The 17357-nt window shown below is 72.7% G+C and carries 14 protein-coding genes; 7 read left to right on the top strand and 7 right to left on the bottom strand.

Annotated elements, in window-relative coordinates:
* Positions 1 to 42: 42 nt before the first annotated feature.
* Positions 43 to 966 (bottom strand): aldo/keto reductase, encoded by a 924-nt coding sequence (locus tag LCN96_RS47395; RefSeq protein WP_225268960.1) that lies wholly within the window; start codon positions 964 to 966, stop codon positions 43 to 45.
* Between the two features lie 81 nt (positions 967 to 1047).
* Between LCN96_RS47395 and LCN96_RS47390 the strand changes: the two genes are divergently transcribed.
* Positions 1048 to 1407, top strand: a complete 360-nt coding sequence (locus LCN96_RS47390) for a MerR family transcriptional regulator (protein WP_225268959.1) — start codon at positions 1048 to 1050, stop codon at positions 1405 to 1407.
* Between the two features lie 36 nt (positions 1408 to 1443).
* Complete coding sequence (locus LCN96_RS47385) at positions 1444 to 2880, top strand: penicillin-binding transpeptidase domain-containing protein (protein ID WP_225268958.1); 1437 nt, start codon at positions 1444 to 1446, stop codon at positions 2878 to 2880.
* Between the two features lie 7 nt (positions 2881 to 2887).
* Here the strand turns inward: LCN96_RS47385 and LCN96_RS47380 are convergent, their stop codons facing one another.
* Positions 2888 to 4750, bottom strand: a complete 1863-nt coding sequence (locus LCN96_RS47380; protein WP_225268957.1) for an ABC transporter ATP-binding protein — start codon at positions 4748 to 4750, stop codon at positions 2888 to 2890.
* Positions 4751 to 4834: 84 nt separating this feature from the next.
* Here LCN96_RS47380 and LCN96_RS47375 point away from each other — a divergent pair, with 84 nt between their 5' ends.
* From LCN96_RS47375 to LCN96_RS47355, 5 genes are all read left to right on the top strand, one after another.
* Positions 4835 to 7216: an ATP-binding protein gene (locus tag LCN96_RS47375; RefSeq protein ID WP_225268956.1), complete on the top strand. Its 2382-nt coding sequence runs from the start codon at positions 4835 to 4837 to the stop codon at positions 7214 to 7216.
* 337 nt (positions 7217 to 7553) lie between these two features.
* Positions 7554 to 8327, top strand: coding sequence for an AMP-binding protein (locus tag LCN96_RS47370; protein WP_225268955.1), 774 nt, complete (start codon positions 7554 to 7556; stop codon positions 8325 to 8327).
* Between the two features lie 129 nt (positions 8328 to 8456).
* Positions 8457 to 9752 carry an ABC transporter substrate-binding protein gene (locus LCN96_RS47365; RefSeq protein ID WP_225268954.1) on the top strand — a complete coding sequence of 432 codons (1296 nt, stop codon included), beginning with the start codon at positions 8457 to 8459 and terminating at the stop codon, positions 9750 to 9752.
* A 52-nt stretch (positions 9753 to 9804) separates the two neighbouring features.
* Positions 9805 to 10686, top strand: a complete 882-nt coding sequence (locus LCN96_RS47360; RefSeq protein WP_225268953.1) for a carbohydrate ABC transporter permease — start codon at positions 9805 to 9807, stop codon at positions 10684 to 10686.
* A complete protein-coding gene (locus LCN96_RS47355; protein WP_225268952.1) occupies positions 10683 to 11543 on the top strand; it encodes a carbohydrate ABC transporter permease in 861 nt (286 codons plus the stop codon). The genes LCN96_RS47360 and LCN96_RS47355 overlap by 4 nt, the downstream gene beginning before the upstream one ends.
* Here LCN96_RS47355 and LCN96_RS47350 read toward each other — a convergent pair.
* From LCN96_RS47350 to LCN96_RS47330, 5 genes are read right to left on the bottom strand one after another with little or no spacing between them, the layout of a single operon-like run.
* Positions 11533 to 12537: a 2-hydroxyacid dehydrogenase gene (locus tag LCN96_RS47350; protein ID WP_225268951.1), complete on the bottom strand. Its 1005-nt coding sequence runs from the start codon at positions 12535 to 12537 to the stop codon at positions 11533 to 11535. The genes LCN96_RS47355 and LCN96_RS47350 overlap by 11 nt on opposite strands.
* Entirely contained in the window at positions 12534 to 13235 is a 702-nt protein-coding gene (locus tag LCN96_RS47345) for a histidine phosphatase family protein (protein ID WP_225268950.1), read from the bottom strand. The genes LCN96_RS47350 and LCN96_RS47345 overlap by 4 nt, the downstream gene beginning before the upstream one ends.
* Positions 13232 to 14659, bottom strand: a complete 1428-nt coding sequence (locus LCN96_RS47340) for an FGGY-family carbohydrate kinase (RefSeq protein WP_225268949.1) — start codon at positions 14657 to 14659, stop codon at positions 13232 to 13234. The genes LCN96_RS47345 and LCN96_RS47340 overlap by 4 nt, the downstream gene beginning before the upstream one ends.
* Positions 14656 to 16131: an FGGY-family carbohydrate kinase gene (locus LCN96_RS47335; RefSeq protein WP_225268948.1), complete on the bottom strand. Its 1476-nt coding sequence runs from the start codon at positions 16129 to 16131 to the stop codon at positions 14656 to 14658. Before LCN96_RS47335 ends, LCN96_RS47340 begins: the two co-directional genes overlap by 4 nt.
* Positions 16131 to 17354 carry a sugar ABC transporter permease gene (locus tag LCN96_RS47330; RefSeq protein ID WP_225276213.1) on the bottom strand — a complete coding sequence of 408 codons (1224 nt, stop codon included), beginning with the start codon at positions 17352 to 17354 and terminating at the stop codon, positions 16131 to 16133. Before LCN96_RS47330 ends, LCN96_RS47335 begins: the two co-directional genes overlap by 1 nt.
* Positions 17355 to 17357: the final 3 nt, after the last annotated feature.

Below are 17357 nucleotides of genomic sequence, written 5' to 3'. Positions count from 1 at the left end.
AGGCGGCGGCGTCGAGCCGGTCAGGCGGCGGCGTCGAGCCGGTCAGGCGGCGGCGTCCAGGCGGTCGCGCAGCTCGGCGTCCAGCTTGAGGTCCGCCGCCCCGATCGCCTCCTCCAGCTGCTCCAGCGTGGAGACCCCGACGATCGGCACGATCCCGTCGGCCATCAGCCAGGCCAGCACGACCTGGTTGCGGGTCGCGCCCAGCTCCGCGGCGACCTCGCTCAGCACCGCCAGGCGGCTGGTGGTGCCCGGGTGGTCGTAGATCTCGGGGAGGGGGCGGTCGGGCCGGGTGTAGGCGCCGAACATCAGCGTGTTGTACGCCCACAGCGTCAGGCCGGGCTCGGCGGCCAGGTAGCCGAGCAGGTCGTCCGACACCAGCCGGTGCCCCGACTCGGGCAGCTTGGCGTGCGGGCGCGGCCGCAGGTAGGTGTGGCGCTGCTGGACGTGGGTGTAGGGGATCAGGCCGCGCGCCGCCGAGACGTTCCTGGCCCGCTCCAGCCCCCAGGCGGGCAGGTTGCTGGCACCGATGGCCCGCACCTTGCCGGCCCGGGCCAGCTCGTCGAAGGCCCGCAGGGTCTCCTCCAGCGGGACGGAACGGTCCTCGATGTGCGACCAATACACATCGATGTAGTCCGTCCCCAACCTCTTCAGGCTGCCCTCCGCACCCCTGGCGACGGCGGCGGCCGACAGGCCCTCGGCCGAGTCCAGGGTCAGGTCGCCGGGGACCGCAGGGCGGGCGCCCACCTTCGTGCCGATGACGACCTCGTCCCGGTTGCCGCGGGCGGCCAGCCACGCGCCGATGGCCAGCTCGCTCTCGTCACCCGACCGGCCCTCCACCCAGAACGGGTAGTTGTTGGCCGTGTCGAGCCGGGTGCCGCCGGCCTCCACGAACCGGTCCAGGATGGCGAAGGTGGTGCCCAGGTCCACGGCGGTGCCGAACGGGATCGTGCCCAGTGCGATGTTCATGGCGCAGATGCTGGGACCTGGAGCGCACTCCATGTCAAACCGGTTGACCTGGAGTGCACTCCAGGTGAGATTCTTGGTCTTGTGAGCGTGTACACACCGGCGGAGGTCGTCGAGGAGACCGGCTTCAGCATCGACACCCTCCGCTACTACGAGAAGATCGGCCTGCTGGAGCGGGTCGACCGCAACGCGGCCGGGCAGCGCAGGTTCAGCCAGGAGGACATCGGCTGGCTCGGCATGGTGCGCTGCCTGCGTGACACGGGCATGCCCATCGCCACGATGCTGCGCTTCGCCGAGCTGGTCCGCGCCGGCGACCACACCGTCCCCGACCGCATCAAGCTCCTGGAGGAGCACGACCGGCAGGTCCAGGCCCAGATCGCGAACCTGGCCGAGCGCCAGAGCTACATCCACCACAAGATTTCCTACTACCGCAGCCTCCTCTAGCCCGGCCTTTGCGGCCCGGTTGCTACACCTCGATCCATGGCTGGATCGAGGGGGAGGTGGCTCGACGTCCCGCTGAGCCGGGTCGCGAAGCTGTGCGCCGTGATGTTGTTCGCGCTGCTCGCGCACATCACGCTCATCCAGGCCTTCGGCTCGCCCGCGCTGAACGCCGACCGCAGGAACGAGCGGGCCCTGATCGAAAGGTACGGCCGCCCGCGCGGCGACATCCGCACCTACGACGGCACGCCCGTCGCCACCAGCCTGCGGACCACGGGCGGCCCGTACCGGTACCGGCGCGCCTACCCGCGCGGCGAGGAGTACGCGGCGCTCACCGGCCACGTGTCGCTGCACCGCACCACCGGCATCGAGCAGGCGCAGGACACTGTGCTGTCGGGCGACGACGCGAAGGTCAGGGTCAGGTCGCTGGTCGGGGACGGGGCCGTCGAGGGCGCCGACGTGCGGCTGACGATCCGCGACCGGGTGCAGCGGGCGGCCTACCAGGGGCTGCGGACCGCCGGCATCCCCGGGGCGGTGGTGGCCCTCGACCCGGCGACCGGGGCCGTGCTGGGGCTGGCCACGTACCCGACGTACGACCCGAACGTGCTGACCACCTTCGACAAGGGGCTGCTGGCGGAGACGGCTCGGCGGCTCAGGCAGTCGCCCGCCCAGCCGCTGCTCAACCGGGCGCTGAACCAGCTCTATCCGCCCGGCTCCACGTTCAAGCTGGTCACCGCGGCGGCGGCGCTGGCCTCCGGCGAGTACTCGCCGATGGCGCCGATCGACGCGCCCGCGCGGCTGCGGCTGCCAGGAGCGCCGGCCTACCTGGACGCCGGGCGGTGCGGGGCCGGGCGGCCCACGCTCGCCTACGCGTTCCAGGCGTCCTGCGACGCCGCCTTCGCCGCCATCGGGCTGCAGCTCGGGCAGGACCTGCTGCGGGACCAGGCGGAGGCGTTCGGGTTCAACGGCGGGCAGTTGCGGATCCCGCTGCTCGCCACGCCCAGCCGGTATCCGGCCGTCACGGACAGGACCCAGATGGCGCTGGCGGCCATCGGGCACCACGACAACCGGGTGACGCCGCTGATGGTGGCCATGTTGTCGGCGGCCGTGGCCAACAACGGGGTGCTGATGCGGCCCTACCTGGTGGAGGAGGTGCGGCTGGCGGACGGGGCCGTGATGCACCGGGCCTCGCCCGTGCCGTACCGCACGGCCGTGCCGCCGATGTCGGCGCGGTACCTGGCGGCCATGATGACCGCCGTCGCACCCGCGTCGGGGACGGGGGCCGGGGTCCCCGGGATGCGGATGGCGGCCAAGACCGCCGCCTCGGAGGCCGTGCCCGGCGAGCATGCCGTGATCACGGCGTTCGCGCCCGCCGAGGCGCCCGAGGTGGCGGTGGGGGTGGTGCTGGAGCGGCCGGGCAGGCGGGTGGACGCCGTGGCCACCATCGCCAGGGCCGTCATCGAGGCGGCGCTGCGCTGAGCCGGGCTCACCGGTAGGCGGTGGCCTGCAAGGTGTAGAGGTCGGCGTAGAGGCCGTCGAGGGCCATCAGGGTGTCGTGGTCGCCTTCCTCGGTGACCAGGCCGTGGTCGAGCACGTAGATGCGGTCGGCGTAGCGGACGCTGGCCAGGCGGTGGGTGATGAGCAGGACGGTGCGGCCGTCGGCGTGGTGGCGGATGCGTTCGAACAGGGCGTGTTCGGCGCGGGCGTCGAGGGCGGCGGTGGGCTCGTCGCAGATCAGCAGGTCGGCGTCGCGGTGGAAGCCGCGGGCGACGGCGATGCGCTGCCACTGGCCGCCGGACAGCTCGTGACCGTCCTTGAAGCGGCGGTCGAGCAGGGTGCGGTAGCCGTGCGGCAGATCGGCGATGACCTCGTCGGCGCCGGCCACGGTGGCGGCGGCGTGCAGGGCGGGCTCGCCCTTGTCGGTGCCCATGGTGATGTTGTAGCGGGCGGTCAGCGGCCAGCGGGTGTGGTCCTGGGCGATGACGGCGGTGCGGGAGCGCAGCGCTTCGGGGCTGACCTGGCGCAGGTCGGTGTCGTCCCAGCGGACGGTGCCGGTGTCGGGCTCGTACAGGCCGGCCAGGATCTTGGCCAGAGTGGTCTTGCCTGAGCCGTTCTCACCGACGAACGCGATCACCTCGCCCCGCTTGATCTCGATCGACACCCCGCGCAGAGCCGGGGTGGCGGCGCCGGGGTAGGTGAAGGCGACGTCGGTGGCGGTGATGCGCTCGAAGCTGTCCGGGATGGGGGTGGGGCGGTCGGCGGGGATCCGGCGTTCGGCGTCGGCGCAGAAGTCGAGGAAGTCGGTGAAGTAGAGGCCCTCCTCGTAGAGGCGGTTGGTGGAGAACATGAGCTGGCCGAGCGAGCCCTGGGCCGAGCGGATGGCCAGGACGGCGGTGCCGGCCACGGCCAGCGGGATGGCGCCGATCGCCAGCAGCACGCCGAGCGCCACGTAGACCAGGGCGGCGCCGAGACCGCCGAGGGCCTCGCCCGCCAGCCGGGCCACGGTCTGGCGGCGGGCCAGGCGCAGCATGACGTCCTGCTCGGCCTTGGCGACCGCGTCGTACATGCGCAGCAGGAAGCCGCGCATCGTGAACGCGCGCACCTCGGCCGCCGGCTCCCGCTCCGCCAGCAGCTGGGCGATGATCCACTTGCGGCGGTTGGCCGGGATGAGCGAGTACATGGTCGCGTACTGCATGCGGGCGCTGCGGACGGCGGCCCAGGCGTCGGGCAGCACGGCCAGCAGGAGGAGCGGGAGCAGGACCGGGTGCAGCACGCCCAGCACGCCAGCCACGGCGACGATGCCGACGCATCCCGTCACCACGTCGATGGTGCAGGTGACCACCGAGTCGGCCATGGCCACGCCGCGCAGCCTGGCCCGTTGCAGGGCGTCGTGGAACTCCGGGTCGTCGAAGGCCGCCAGGCTCACCTGGCTGGTCAGGCCGTACAGGCGCTCCTCCGTCAGCCGGGTGACCTGCGGGTCGAGGCGGGCCTGCGCCCAGCCCGCGCCGGCCTGCATGCTCGTGCGCAGCACGGCGGCCCCGGCGACCAGGGCGAGGCTGGGCAGGGCGGCCGTGACGCGGTCGGGCGTGGGGCCCTCGCTGAACAGGGCGGTCAGGACGCCGGTGGTGGCCAGCAGGCCGAACGCGGTGAAGAGGCCGCCGAGCAGGTTCAGCACGACGGTGGCCAGGGTGTCGCGGGGGCTGGCCCGCCAGGCCATCCGCATCGCCTGGCGGATCAGGGACGGCAGTTTCGTGGCGATGGCGAGGAAGCCGACCTCCGCCATCTTGTCGGTGTGGGCGTACCACTCGGAGAAGGACATCTCGCCGAGCTCGAGCGGCTCATCGGCCATGGTGTGAGTGTGCCCACGCCGACCGGCACTTCTCCATCGAATAAGGTCTGGGCGCGAAGCGTGGTTGATGACACACTCACAGTGATGCAGCGACTCGCGCACCCCGGCAACCTCCCGGCCGAGCCGAACCCGTTCGTGGGCCGGGAGGCCGACCTCGACGAGCTCGGGCACCTGATGCGCGTCTCCCGCCTCGTGACGCTGTGCGGCGCGGGCGGCATCGGGAAGACCCGGCTGGCCCTGCGGCTGGCCTCCCGGCTGGCCGCGGCACAGGCGGGCGGCGTGTACGTCAGCGAGCTGGCCGACCTGGAGAAGGGCCGGCTGGCCGGGCACGTCGCCGCCACGCTCGGCATCTCCGGCGACCTGGCCGAGACGATCGGCGACCGGCACGTGCTGTTGCTGCTCGACAACTGCGAGCCGGTCATCGGGGAGTGCGCGGAGCTCTGCCGTGACCTCCTGCGGGCCTGCCCCGGGGTGACGGTGCTGGCCACCAGCAGGGAGCCGCTGCGGGTGCCCGGCGAGACGGTGTGGCGGGTGCCGCCGCTGTCCGTGGGTGAGCACCGAACACCTGGGCATGGGCAGGGCGGCGAGAGCGAGGCGGTGCGGCTGTTCGTGGCCAGGGCCACGGCGGCGCGGCCCGGCTTCGAGCTGACCGGCCGCACCCGCCCGCAGGTGGTGGAGCTGTGCCGGGCGCTCGACGGGCTGCCGCTGGCGATCGAGCTGGCCGCCGCCATGGTGCGGGTGCTGTCCGTGGGGCAGCTCGTCGAGCGGCTGGACGACCGGTTCAGGCTGCTGGCGGGCGGCGCCCGTACGGCTCCGGCCCGGCACCGCACGCTCAGGGCGGCGGTGGACTGGAGCTACCGGCTGCTCACCCCGCAGGAGCGGCTGCTGCTGCGCCGTACGGCCGCCTTCCGCTCCTCCTGGACACTGGACCTGGCCGAGTGGGTCTGCTCCGGCCCCGGGCTCGCAGAGGAGGAGGTGCTGCCCCGCCTCTGCGACCTGGTGGACAAGTCGCTGGTCGTGCTCGACGGCGAGGTGGCCGGGCACGCGCGATACCGGCTGCTGGAGACCGTCCGCGAGTACGCGCTGGAGCAGCTGGCCGAGTCGGGGGAGGAGGCCGAGCTGCGCCGCCGCCACCTGACGGCGCTGGCCAGGCTGGCCACCAGGTTCAAGGAGTCGCTGGCCCCCGGAGTGCGCACGTCGTGGCCGGTGGTCGAGCGCTACGTCAACCTCTTCGACGGCCTCAAGGCCGAGGTGAACTCCGCCTGCGACTGGTCGATCGCCATCGGCATGCCGGAGACCGCGCTCACCCTGCTGACCGACATCCGCTTCCTGCTGATCGGCAGCGGGCGCAAGCTCGACTCCACCGAGCGGCTCGACCGGCTGCTCGCCCTCGACGCCCCGCAGGTGCCGCCGGGGCTGCGCGGCCGGGCCACGGTCGTCCGGGGGGAGCTGGCGCTGGCGGCGGGCGACTTCGAGCCGGCCATGCGGCACATCCGCGCGGGGCTGGAGCTGTGCGCCGCCGCCAAGGACGTCTATGGCGAGGCCGTCGGCACGATCGCACTGGCCCAGCTCACCGGGGAGCAGGCGGCACTCGACCGCGCCCTCGACACGGCCAGGCAGTCCGGCGACCTCGTCCTTGAGTCGCTGGCCCAGGCCACGAGAGCGCGCTACGGCCTGCACCAGGGCCGCCTGCACGAGGCGCGGCGCGCCTACCAGGAGGTGCTGACGATCAGCCAGGAGCTCGACAACCACTACGGGCAGACGTTCGGGCACATCGGGCTGGCCCAGGTGGCCAGGAGGACGGGCGACCCGGCCGGCGCCAAGCGGCACTACGCGTCGGGCCTGCGTCTGCTGCGGCACGTGGACGCCAGGCAGCAGATCGTGAGCTGCCTGGCCGGGCTCGGCCGGGTGGCGCTGGACGAGGGCGACCTGGCGGAGGCCAGGGCCAGGCTCACCGAGGCGCTGGTGCTCAGCCGCGACGCGGGCCTGCGGGCCGGCGTCGCGCGGCGGCTGGAGGCGTGGGCGGCGCTGGTCACGGCCGAGGGCGACCACCGGCGGGCGGTCCTGCTGGTGGCCGCCGCGGTGACGCTGGGCGGGCGGCAGCCGGACGCCCGCACCGAGGACGTGCTGCGGCCGGCCAGGGAGAGCCTCGGTGAGGCGGTCGTCGGCGTGTTGTGGGCGGAGGGCATGCGGCTGACCGCCGACCAGGCGGTGGCCTGCGCGCTGGAGGGCCACCTGCCCGAGCCGCCGGCCGCGCCGGTCGTGCCGGCCCGCCAGGACAGCAGACTCACACCCAGGGAGCAGGAGATCGCCGAGCTGGTCGCCAGGGGGCTGAGCAACCGGGGCATCGCCGCCGAGCTCGTCATCAGCCCGGCGACCGTCGCCCGGCACGTGGCCAACATCCTGGCGAAGCTGGGTTTCGCCACGCGTACACAGATCGCCGCATGGGTGATCGGCAGCCGCTGAGTCTTCTACACATCCCGCGTACATCGTCGAATGGCCATGTCAGCGCATGTGCGGGGGCCCTGTGCACGCCTACCGTTTCTTCCGTGATCGACCGCACCGCGCGTTCCTCGCCCCTCGCGACGGGGGCGCCGCGGCCGATCGGTCGGGGACGTCACACGTCAACACGGGGCCGGGCCTTCTCGGAGGGGTGGGGGCCCGGATCCGGGCGTGTGACAGCGGGCTCGAGTCGCGCAGGGCTCGGGCCCGCCCACCTCGCGTGGTCGTCGCGCGGGAATGCACAGCCGCCTACATACATCGGTGGATGCCCGGCCGCCCCGGCGGCCGTACGTTGACGGGCATGAGACCCACCGCCTCGACCACCGGCACCGTGATCGACGAAGTGTTCCGCCGGGCCTACGAGCGCGGTGACCGCCCCGCCCTCATCGACCTGCGTGGTGGCCTGGTCTACGGCTACCGCAGGCTGGTGACCGAGGTGACCAGGGCGGCCTCCGGGCTGGTGTGCAGGGGCGCCCGGCGTGACCAGGTGGTGGGGGTGCACGTGTCCACGGCGGGTGCGCAGACGCTGGCGGTCCACACGGTGGTGGCCGCCGGCGGGGTGGCGGCGCCGATCGATCCGGGGCTCGGCGCGGCCGAGCTGGCGGCCTGGCTGCGCGAGTGCGACGCCCGCGTCCTGATCACCACGCCCGACCTGGCGGAGACGGCGATCCTGGCGGCGGAGGAGTCGAGGGTGCGCCAGGTGGTCTCGCTGGGCCCGGCGCTCGACACGATCGACTTCCGCTGCCTGCTCACGCTGGAGCCCACCGCGCTGCCCGCGCTCGACGCCAAGCGGCAGCTCGCCGTACTGCTGGCCGACGGCGCCCGCCTGTCCCACACGGGGCTGCTGGCCAGGATGGCCGAGCTGGACCTGCCCGTCCGCCTGGCCGAGACGGACGTGGTGCTGACCACGTGGCTGCCCGACGGCGGCTGCGGCCTGATCTCCCTGGTGGGGCTGGGCGTGTCGAAGGGCGCGCTGGTGGTGGCCGCCGACGGCGGCGATCTGACCGGCACCGGTCACGACTACGGCGTCACGGTCGTGACGAGTTCTGACGGCACGCTGGAGCGCGTCGCCTGACCGCCGGGTATGCGGAGCTGTTACCGCCCATCCCCTTGACTGAGCGCGGCCCGAGGTGGGTTGATAGCCGTTGTTGACAACGTTGTCAAATCACCGCGACTTCGGGGGACTTCGAAGGGATGGTGTGGGATGCGACGATGGTTAGCTGCCGTATCGATCACGATGGCGAGCGTGCTCGGCCTGGCGGCCTGTGGAGGCGGCGGCGGCGGAACCGCGAGCCAGGCGCCCGCCGCGAGTGGTGGCGGTAAACAGCAGGTTGAGGTCTTCTCCTGGTGGACGGGGCCGGGTGAGGCCGACGGCCTGAAGGCGATGAGGAAGATCTTCGAGGAGAAGAACCCGAACTACACCTTCTTCGACGCGGCGGTGGCCGGCGGCTCTGGTGACAAGGCCAAGGCGCTGCTGCAGTCGAAGCTCCAGGCCAACACCCCGCCCGACACCTTCCAGGGGCACGCGGGCGCCGAGTTGCAGGGCTACATCAAGGCGGGCAACCTGGAGGACCTCACAGCCCTCTACGACGAGCTGAAGCTCAAGGACGTCTTCCCCGCCCAGCTCGTCGAGCAGATCAGCGTCGACGGCAAGATCTACTCCGTCCCGGTGAACATCCACCGCTCGAACGTGCTGTGGTTCAACCCCGCCGTGCTGAAGGAGGCCGGGGTCGCCGCCGCGCCGAAGACGATCGAGGAGTTCCTCGCGGCGCTGGAGAAGGTCAAGGCCAAGGGCAAGATCCCGCTGTCGATCGGGTCGGAGTGGACGGTCACCCACCTGATGGAGAGCGTGCTGCTCGGTACGCTCGGCGCCGACGCCTACAACGCCCTGTTCAAGCCGGGCGCCGACTGGAACAGCGCGCAGGTGACCACCGCGCTGACCAACTTCGCCAAGATCATGGAGTACGCGGGCGACCCGCAGGACGACTGGCAGCCCGCCGCCAAGCAGGTGGCCGACGGCCAGGCGGCGTTCAACATCATGGGCGACTGGGCGTACGGCTACTTCCACAACCCGCCGGAGGGCGGGCTGGGCAAGAAGTCGAAGACGGACTTCGACTGGGCGCCCGCGCCGGGCACCGAGGGCACCTACCTGTGGCTGTCCGACAGCTTCACCCTGCCCAAGGGCGCGAAGAACCGTGACGGGGCGATGGCCTGGCTGAAGGTCGCGGCCAGCAAGGAGGGCCAGGACGCCTTCAACCCGATGAAGGGCTCCATCCCCGCCCGCAAGGACGCCGACCAGTCGCTCTACACCGACTACCTGGCCGACGCGCTGAAGGATTGGTCGAGCAACAAGCTCGCCGGCTCGATCCAGCACGGCGTGGCGGTGAACCAGCCGTGGCTGGCCGCGATCAACGAGGCGGTCGGGCTCTACGTCGGCAGCAAGGACGTCAAGGCGCTGCAGCAGGGGCTGGCCGACGCGGCCACGGCCAACGCCCAGTGACTCGGCACACGGGGGACGGTCGCGGCCGGCCGTCCCCCGGGAGGGAAAGCTTGTGAGGCGGGCACGTACGTGGCTGCCCGGACTGCTCCTCGTCGCGCCGTCGATCATCCTGATCGGCGTGTTCGTGTACGGCATGCTCGGCTGGAACTTCCGGGTCGCCATGACCGACCAGCACGACGCGGTCTCCGAGGGACGGTTCGTGGGGCTGCAGAACTTCATCGACATCTGGGATCAGCCGCGCTGGCACCTCTCGGTCAACCACGCGATCATGTTCACGATCGTGTTCGTGCTGGGTGCGCTGGCGCTGGGCTGGTTCCTGGCGTTCCTCATGGAGAAGGGGATCAGGGGCGAGGGCACGTTCCGGGCGATCTACCTGTTCCCGATGGCCATCTCGTTCGTGGCGACCGGCATCGTGTGGCGGTGGCTGATGAACTCGGGCACGCAGGAGCGGGCGGTCGGGCTGAACCGGCTCTTCGACTGGATCGGGCTGCCGCAGTGGCAGTGGTTCCGGGACCAGGAGTGGGGCATGGCGGCGATGGCGCTGCCGGCCATCTGGCAGATGTCCGGATATGTCATGGCACTCTTCCTGGCCGGCTTCCGGGGCGTGCCCGAGGAGCTGCGAGAGGCCGCGCGGGTGGACGGCTGCTCCGAGTGGGGCGTCTACCGGCACGTGGTGCTGCCGCTGCTGCGGCCGGTCACGCTGTCCGCGCTGATCATCCTGGGGCACATCTCGCTCAAGGTCTTCGACCTGATCGTGGCGGTGTCCGGCAAGCAGATCGTCACGGACGTGCCCGCGGTGTTCATGTGGGTGGCCGTGTTCGACTCCAACGACCCGGCCAAGGGGGCCACGATCGCGGCGTACATCGTGCTCAGCGTGGCGATCTTCGTGATCCCGTACCTGATCTGGTCCGTGCGTAAGGAGAGGCGCTCATGACGGCGGTGGCCGGGCGCAGGGCGGCGGTCTTCGGCTGGGCCCGGTTCGGGTTGCTGCTGCTGTTCGTGGTGGTCTTCCTGATCCCCATCTACGTCCTGCTCGCCACCAGCTTCAAGCCGCTCACCGAGGCGGACCCCGGCCAGGCCTGGAACCTGCCGCAAACCTGGACGACCGAGGCGTGGCGGGTGGCGTGGGAGAAGCTCGCCCCCGGGCTGTGGAACAGCGTGCTGCTCGCCGTCCCCGGCTCGCTGCTGTCGTGCGCGCTCGGCTCGATGAACGGGTACGTGCTGTCCAAGTGGCGCTTTCCCGGGGCGGACGTGCTGTTCACGCTGTTCCTGTTCGGGATGTTCATCCCGTACCAGGGGGTGATGATCCCGCTGGTGCAGCTCCTGGTGTCGATCGACGAGTTCGCCGGGTTGCAGGGGGTGTTCTACGGCGGCATCCCCGGGCTGGTGCTCGCGCACGTGGTCTACGGCATCCCGATCTGCACGCTGATCTTCCGCAACTACTACGTGACCATCCCCGACGAGCTGATCGAGGCGTCGCGGGTGGACGGGGCCGGGATGTTGCGGGCGTACTGGTCGGTGGTGCTGCCCGTGTCGGGGCCGGCCGTCGCCGTGGTGATCATCTGGCAGTTCACCTCGCTCTGGAACGACTTCCTGTTCGCCGTCTTCCTCACCGGGCCGACGAGCTGGCCCACGACCGTGATGCTGAACAACATCGCCGGCGCGCAGGCCACCCCGTACAGCCAGCAGATGGCGGCGGCCATCCTCGCGTCCGTCCCGACGATGCTGATCTACATCCTGCTGGGCAGGTTCTTCATGCGCGGCCTGATGGCGGGGGCGCTCAAGGGGTAGCGAGGTGGGCCAGGGGCTCGCCGCGCACGTAGCGGGCCACGTCGGCGGCCACGATCGCGGCGGCCTTGCGCGCCGTCTCCTTACTCGCGCCCGCCAGGTGCGGGGTCATGACCAGGTTCGGCGTCGCGAGCAGCCGGGAGCCCGGCGGGATGGGCTCCTCGGGGAAGACGTCCATCGCGGCGCCGAACAGGTGGCCGGAATCGAGCGCGTCGCACAGGGCGTCGTAGTCGAGCAGCGCGCCCCTGGCGCAGTTGACCAGGACCGAGCCCCTGGGCATGGCCGCGATCTCGGCGGCGCCGATCAGGCCGGCGGTCTCCGCGGTGGCGCGGGCGTGCAGGGAGACGAACAGCGAACGTTCGAGCAGCTCGGGCAGCTCGACGCTGTTCGGCGCGGTCACGTACGGGTCGTACACGAGCACGTCGGCGCCGAACCCCGCCAGCATGCGCGCCACGCGGCGGCCGATCGCGCCGTAGCCGACCAGGCCGACCGTGTTGCCCTCCAGCTCGGGGCCCACGTTGTCGTAGGTGTAGTAGTCGCCGCGCCACACGCCCGCCGCCAGGTCGGCGTGCGTCTGCGGGATGCGGCGGGTGGCGGCCAGCAGCATGGCCAGCGTGTGCTCGGCGGTGGCCACCGCGTTGCGGCCCGGCGCGAACGTCACCGCGACCCCGGCCCGCGCGGCGGCCTCCAGGTTGGCGTTGACGGGACCGCCCCTGCTCACGCAGAACAGCCGCAGGTCGGGCGAGGCGTCCAGGACGCGCTTGGTCAGCGGGGCCATCTGCGTCACGCACACCTCCACGCCGCGCAACGCCTCGATCAGCTCCTCCTCCACGTCGGAGGCCTCGTCCACCTCGCCCACCCGGCCGAACGGCACCACCGGCCACGGCAGCGTCAGCTCGCGGATGTCCACCTCACCGGGGACCGCGTGCCGGATGGCGTCGATGAGCAGGCGGTTCTGGACGAAGTGGTCGCCGGCGGCAAGGACTCGGATGGTCAACGAACGGCTCCAATCGGGGAGTTGTACTGCAGCATCGCCACCTGTCCGTCGCGCAGGCGCAGCTCGGTCAGGGCGCAGTTGTCCAGGCGCGGGAACAGCCGCCGGTACTCGCCCAGCGGCACCCCGATGAGACGGCACAGGGCCAGCCTGATGGCGGTGGTGTGCGCGACCACCAGCACCCGGCCGCCGAGGTGCGCGGCTGCGATGTCACCTAGCGCGGCGACGAACCGGTCGGCGGCCCGGTGCGGGTCCTCGCCGCCGGGCAGCGGGTTGGCGGCGGGGTCGGCCTCGAACGCGGCGCGGGCCTCGGGGAAGCGGGCCTTCATCTCGGCCGAGGTGAGACCGTCGCCCTGGCCGAAGTCCAGCTCACGCAGCCGCTCGTCCAGCCGCACCGGCACCGCCGCGCCGGTGGCGCCGGCCGTGGTCGCCTCGGTGGCGTGCGAGCCGGGGTCGGTGGTGGGTGAGCCGGCGGCGTGGCCGCGGCGCGAGACGGCCTTGGCCGCGGTTTCGGCGGTGATCCTGGCGCGGCTGAGCGGGGAGGCCCAGACCGCCTCCAGGCCCGCGCCCGCCGCCCAGCCGGCGAGCTGGGCGGCCTGGGCGAGGCCGCGCGGGGTCAGCTCGACGTCGGTGAGCCCGGCGTAGCGGTTCTCGGCGTGCCAGACGGTTTCGCCGTGGCGGACGAGCACGAGGTCGGTCATCGGGTGGTGGTCCTCTCGCGGGCGTGTGCGGCGGCGGTCGCGTCGAGCCAGCCCCGCCGTTCCAGCTCGGCGACGAAACGCAGGTACGGCTCGCGCAGGTCGGCCCCGGACGGCTCGACGACCGCCCTGGTCCTGATCATGCTCGCCGGGTCGCCGCCCGCCAGGACGGCCATGCCCAGCGCGGGCTCGGCGTTCTCCCGCAGCGTCACAGGTCGCTCCAGGACGTCGGCCCTGAGCCGGGTCCAGTACGCGCTCCTCGTCGCGCCGCCGGTCAGGATGATCTCGCCGTCCACGGGGGCGCCGAGGAGGTCGAGGTAGTCGAAGCACAGGCGCTCGACGAACGCCGCCCCGAGCAGGATGGCGGCGTAGCGCTCCACGTCGTCGGCGGGCTCGCCGAGGGTGAAGGTCTCGGCGTCGGGGGCGGCGAAGGGGAAGCGCTCGCCGCGCGACACGAGCGGATAGGTGACCGCGAACTCAGTGCCCGGTGTGCGGGTCGCCGCCTCGGCGCTCAGCGCGTCGAGGTCGCGGCCCGGCAGGTCGCGGGTCAGCGCGCCCGCGCCCGTGCTGGAGGCCCCGCCCGGCAGCCACGAGCCGTCCGGCGCCCGGTGCGAGTACACCACCCCGAGCGGGTCGTGGATGAGCTGCTCGGTCACGCCCTTCAGCACGAGCGTCGTGCCCAGCACCGAGTTCCAGCTCCCCGGCCGCAGGGCACCGGCGCCGAGCTGGGCCGCGCAGCCGTCGGTGCTCCCGGCGACCACCGGCGTGCCGGCGGGGATCCCGGTCTCCTCGGCCGCCGCCGCGCACACCACGCCGAGCCGCGTGCCGGGCCGCACCACCTCGGGCAGAAGCTCGCCCGGCACCCCCAGCGCGTCGAACACGTCCATCGGCCAGCGCTCCTCGACGAGGTCCACGCCGGTCTTGAGCGCGTTGCTCAGGTCGGTGGCCACCGGGTGCCCGGTCAGCCGCCGGTTGACGAAGTCGTTCTGGTGGGCGAGCCGGACGCCGGCGGGGGCGTCGCGCAGCAGCCACAGCAGCTTCGGCAGCGCCCAGTTGGGCTGCATGCGCCGGTAGCCGAGCCGCTCCCACACCTGCGCGCCCACCTCGTTGGCCAGGGTGGCGTCGGCGCGGCGGTCGTCGTACATGAGGGCGGGCGTCAGGGGACGGCCGGCGGGGTCAGTGAGCAGGATCGTTCCAGAGGTCGCGGCCACCGCCACGCCCTCGACGGGCCCGTCCACGGAACGCATGGCCTCGCGGGTGGCGGCGGCCAGCTCGCGCCACCACTGCTCGGGGTCCTGCTCGTGCCGGGGCCCGTCGCGGTGGCTGGTCAGCGGGCGGCTGCCGGTGCCGAGCACCCGGCCGTCCGCGGCGACGGCCATCGCCCGTACGCTCTGCGTCCCGAGGTCGATGCCGATCCACCCGCTCATGTACGGCTCCGCAGGTCGGCCAGCAGCGGCCAGGTACGCGCGGTGTCGCCGCGCAGGGCGAGGAAGTCGGCGAAGAGCCGGTCGTAGAGGTCGCGGCGCCCGGGGTCGGGCTCGACGGCGTCGCGCAGCCGTACGTGCTCGGCGGCGGCCGTGGCGACGGACGGCGCGGCGCCGGTGGCGGCCAGCCCCACCAGGTACGCCCCCCGCGCCCCCACCTCGGCGTCGGCCGAGCGCCGCACGGGCAGCCCGGTGACGTCGGCGATCAGCCCGAGCCAGGTGGCGCTGGCCGAGCCGCCGCCGCAGACGCGCAGCTCGGTCGGCGCGGCGCCGGTGGCCGCCAGGCAGTCACGGATGACCATGGTGAGCCCTTCGAGCGCCGCCCTGGCCACGTCCGAGCGGTCGTGCTCGAACGACATGCCCAGCAGTGATCCCCTGGCCAGCGGGTCGGAGAACGGCGCCCGCTCGCCCGCCGGCGACAGGTACGGCAGGAACGTCAGCCCGCCCGCCCCCGGCCGGCTCAGCATCGCCAGCTCGCCCAGCTCGTGGGGTGCCGACAGCCCCAGCAGCCGGCACGTCCACTGCACCACCTCGGTCCCGGCGAAGGTCGGGAACGCCCGCAGGTAGCCGCCGGGCAGCGCGATCGTGATGCCGGTCGGCTCGCCCTCCAGGTCGGGGGAGCCGACGACGACCTCGGTGCACAGGGTCGTGCCGAGGATGCCGCACGCCTGCCCGGGCTCCACCGCCCCCGCGCCCAGCGCGGTCGAGGCGATGTCGTACGGGGCCATCACGACGGGCGTGCCGGCGGGCAGCCCGAGCGCGGCGGCGGCCCCGTCGCTCAGCCCGGCGACGGGGCAGGGGCGGATCTGGGGGAGCAGCCGCTCGGCCCAGTCCAGCCCGAACAGGGACAGCAGCTCAGGCGCGTACGCCCGCGCCCGCAGGTCCATGAACGGCGCCGAGGCGTCGGACTCGTCGGCGACCAGCTCGCCGGTCATCCGGGAGAAGATCCACCCGCCGCAGGTCAGCATGGCGCTGGACCGGGCCAGCCGCCCGGGGCCGTGCTCGCGCAGCCAGGTGAGGATGGCGTGCGGCAGCCCGGACGCGGCGGAGGAGCCGTTGCGCCGGAACGCCTCGGCGGCCAGCCCGTCGCGGGTCCACCGGTCCACGATGGCGGCGGCCCTGGCGTCGTTCCAGAGGATGGCGGGCCCGGTCGGCTCGCCGTCCGCGTCCACCAGCCAGCAGCCGTCGCCCTGGGCCGTGACCGCCACGAGGTCGGCCCCGCCGACCTGGGCCGCGACCTCGCGCACGGTGGCCGCGACCGCGTCCCAGACGGCGTGCATGTCCTGCTCGGCGTGGCCGGGCGCGGGCCTGGACACGACGGTCTCACGCCGGGAGACGGCGACCTCGGCGCCCGAGGAGCCGTACCCGACGGCCTTGATGACCGTGGTGCCCGCGTCCACGCAGATGATCGCCATCAGGCCCTGCCGTGGGAGGTCCTGGACCGGCGCGACACGGAGTCGACGATGACGGCGAGCAGCAGCACCGCCCCGGTGACCACGAACCGGATGGAGGAGTCGAGGTTGAGCAGCGTCAGGCCGCTGGAGATGGACTGGATGACGATGATGCCGAGCAGCGCGCCGAACGCCGTGCCGCGCCCGCCGAACAGGCTGGTGCCGCCGATGACGGCCGCCGCGATGGCGTTGAGGTTGACGTCGCCCGAGCCGCTGCTCTGGTTGGCCGCCGCCAGCCGGGCCGCGGCCAGGATGCCGCCGACGGCCGCGAACGTCGAGCAGAGCACGAACACGGAGGTGTAGATCGCCTTGACGTTGATGCCCGCCCGGCGCGCGGCCTCCACGTTGCCGCCCACGGCGTAGACGGCGCGGCCCCACTTCGTCCGCGACAGCAGGTAGTGCATGATCAGCACCAGTGCCACGAAGAAGACGAACATCCAGCCCACGCCGCGCGTCTGCCCGAGGTACCAGACCACGAAGGCCAGCACCGCCAGCAGCGCCACGCTCCTGACGGCCAGCGTGGAGACGCTCCTGGCCGACAGCCCGGCCTTGCGGCGCTCCCGCGCGTGCAGGAAGCCGCTGACGAACAGCCAGACGGCCGCGACGACGGCGAAGGTGTAGGACAACCAGGCCGGTACGAAGTCGAGCTGGGCGAAGTTCACCAGCCCCGAGTCGAAGGGCAGGTTGATCGAGCCCTTGGTGCCCAGCACGTAGAGCTGGAGCCCGAGGAAGGCGAGCAGCCCGGCCAGCGTGATCACGAAGCTCGGCACGCCGAACCGGTTGAACAGCTGCCCGTACAGCCACCCGATGACCGCGCCCATGAGCACCGAGGCCAGGACGGCCAGCCAGACCGGCAGCCCCTCGCTGACGAACAGGACCGCCAGCACCGCGCCCGACAGGCCGCTGACCGAGCCGACGGACAGGTCGATCTGACCCACCAGCAGCACGCACACGATGCCGAGCGCGATGACGCCGACGGCGGCGGACTCCAGGGTGAGGTTCACCAGGTTCGCGCTGGACAGGAAGATCGGGTTCAGGATCTGGAACACCGACCAGATGACGATGAGCCCCACCACGACCGGGATCACGCCCAGGTCGCCGCCGCGGGCCCGCTCGACCACGTCGGCCAGCGCGCCGCGCAGCCCTTCGCGGTGCTGGAGCCGCTCGTCCTGGCGGTCGGTCGCCATTGT

The sequence above is a fragment of the Nonomuraea gerenzanensis genome, assembly GCF_020215645.1.
GTDB classification, from domain to species: domain Bacteria; phylum Actinomycetota; class Actinomycetes; order Streptosporangiales; family Streptosporangiaceae; genus Nonomuraea; species Nonomuraea gerenzanensis.
Note: the sequence above shows the minus strand (reverse complement) of the source record. Positions and strands in the feature narration are given on the sequence as shown.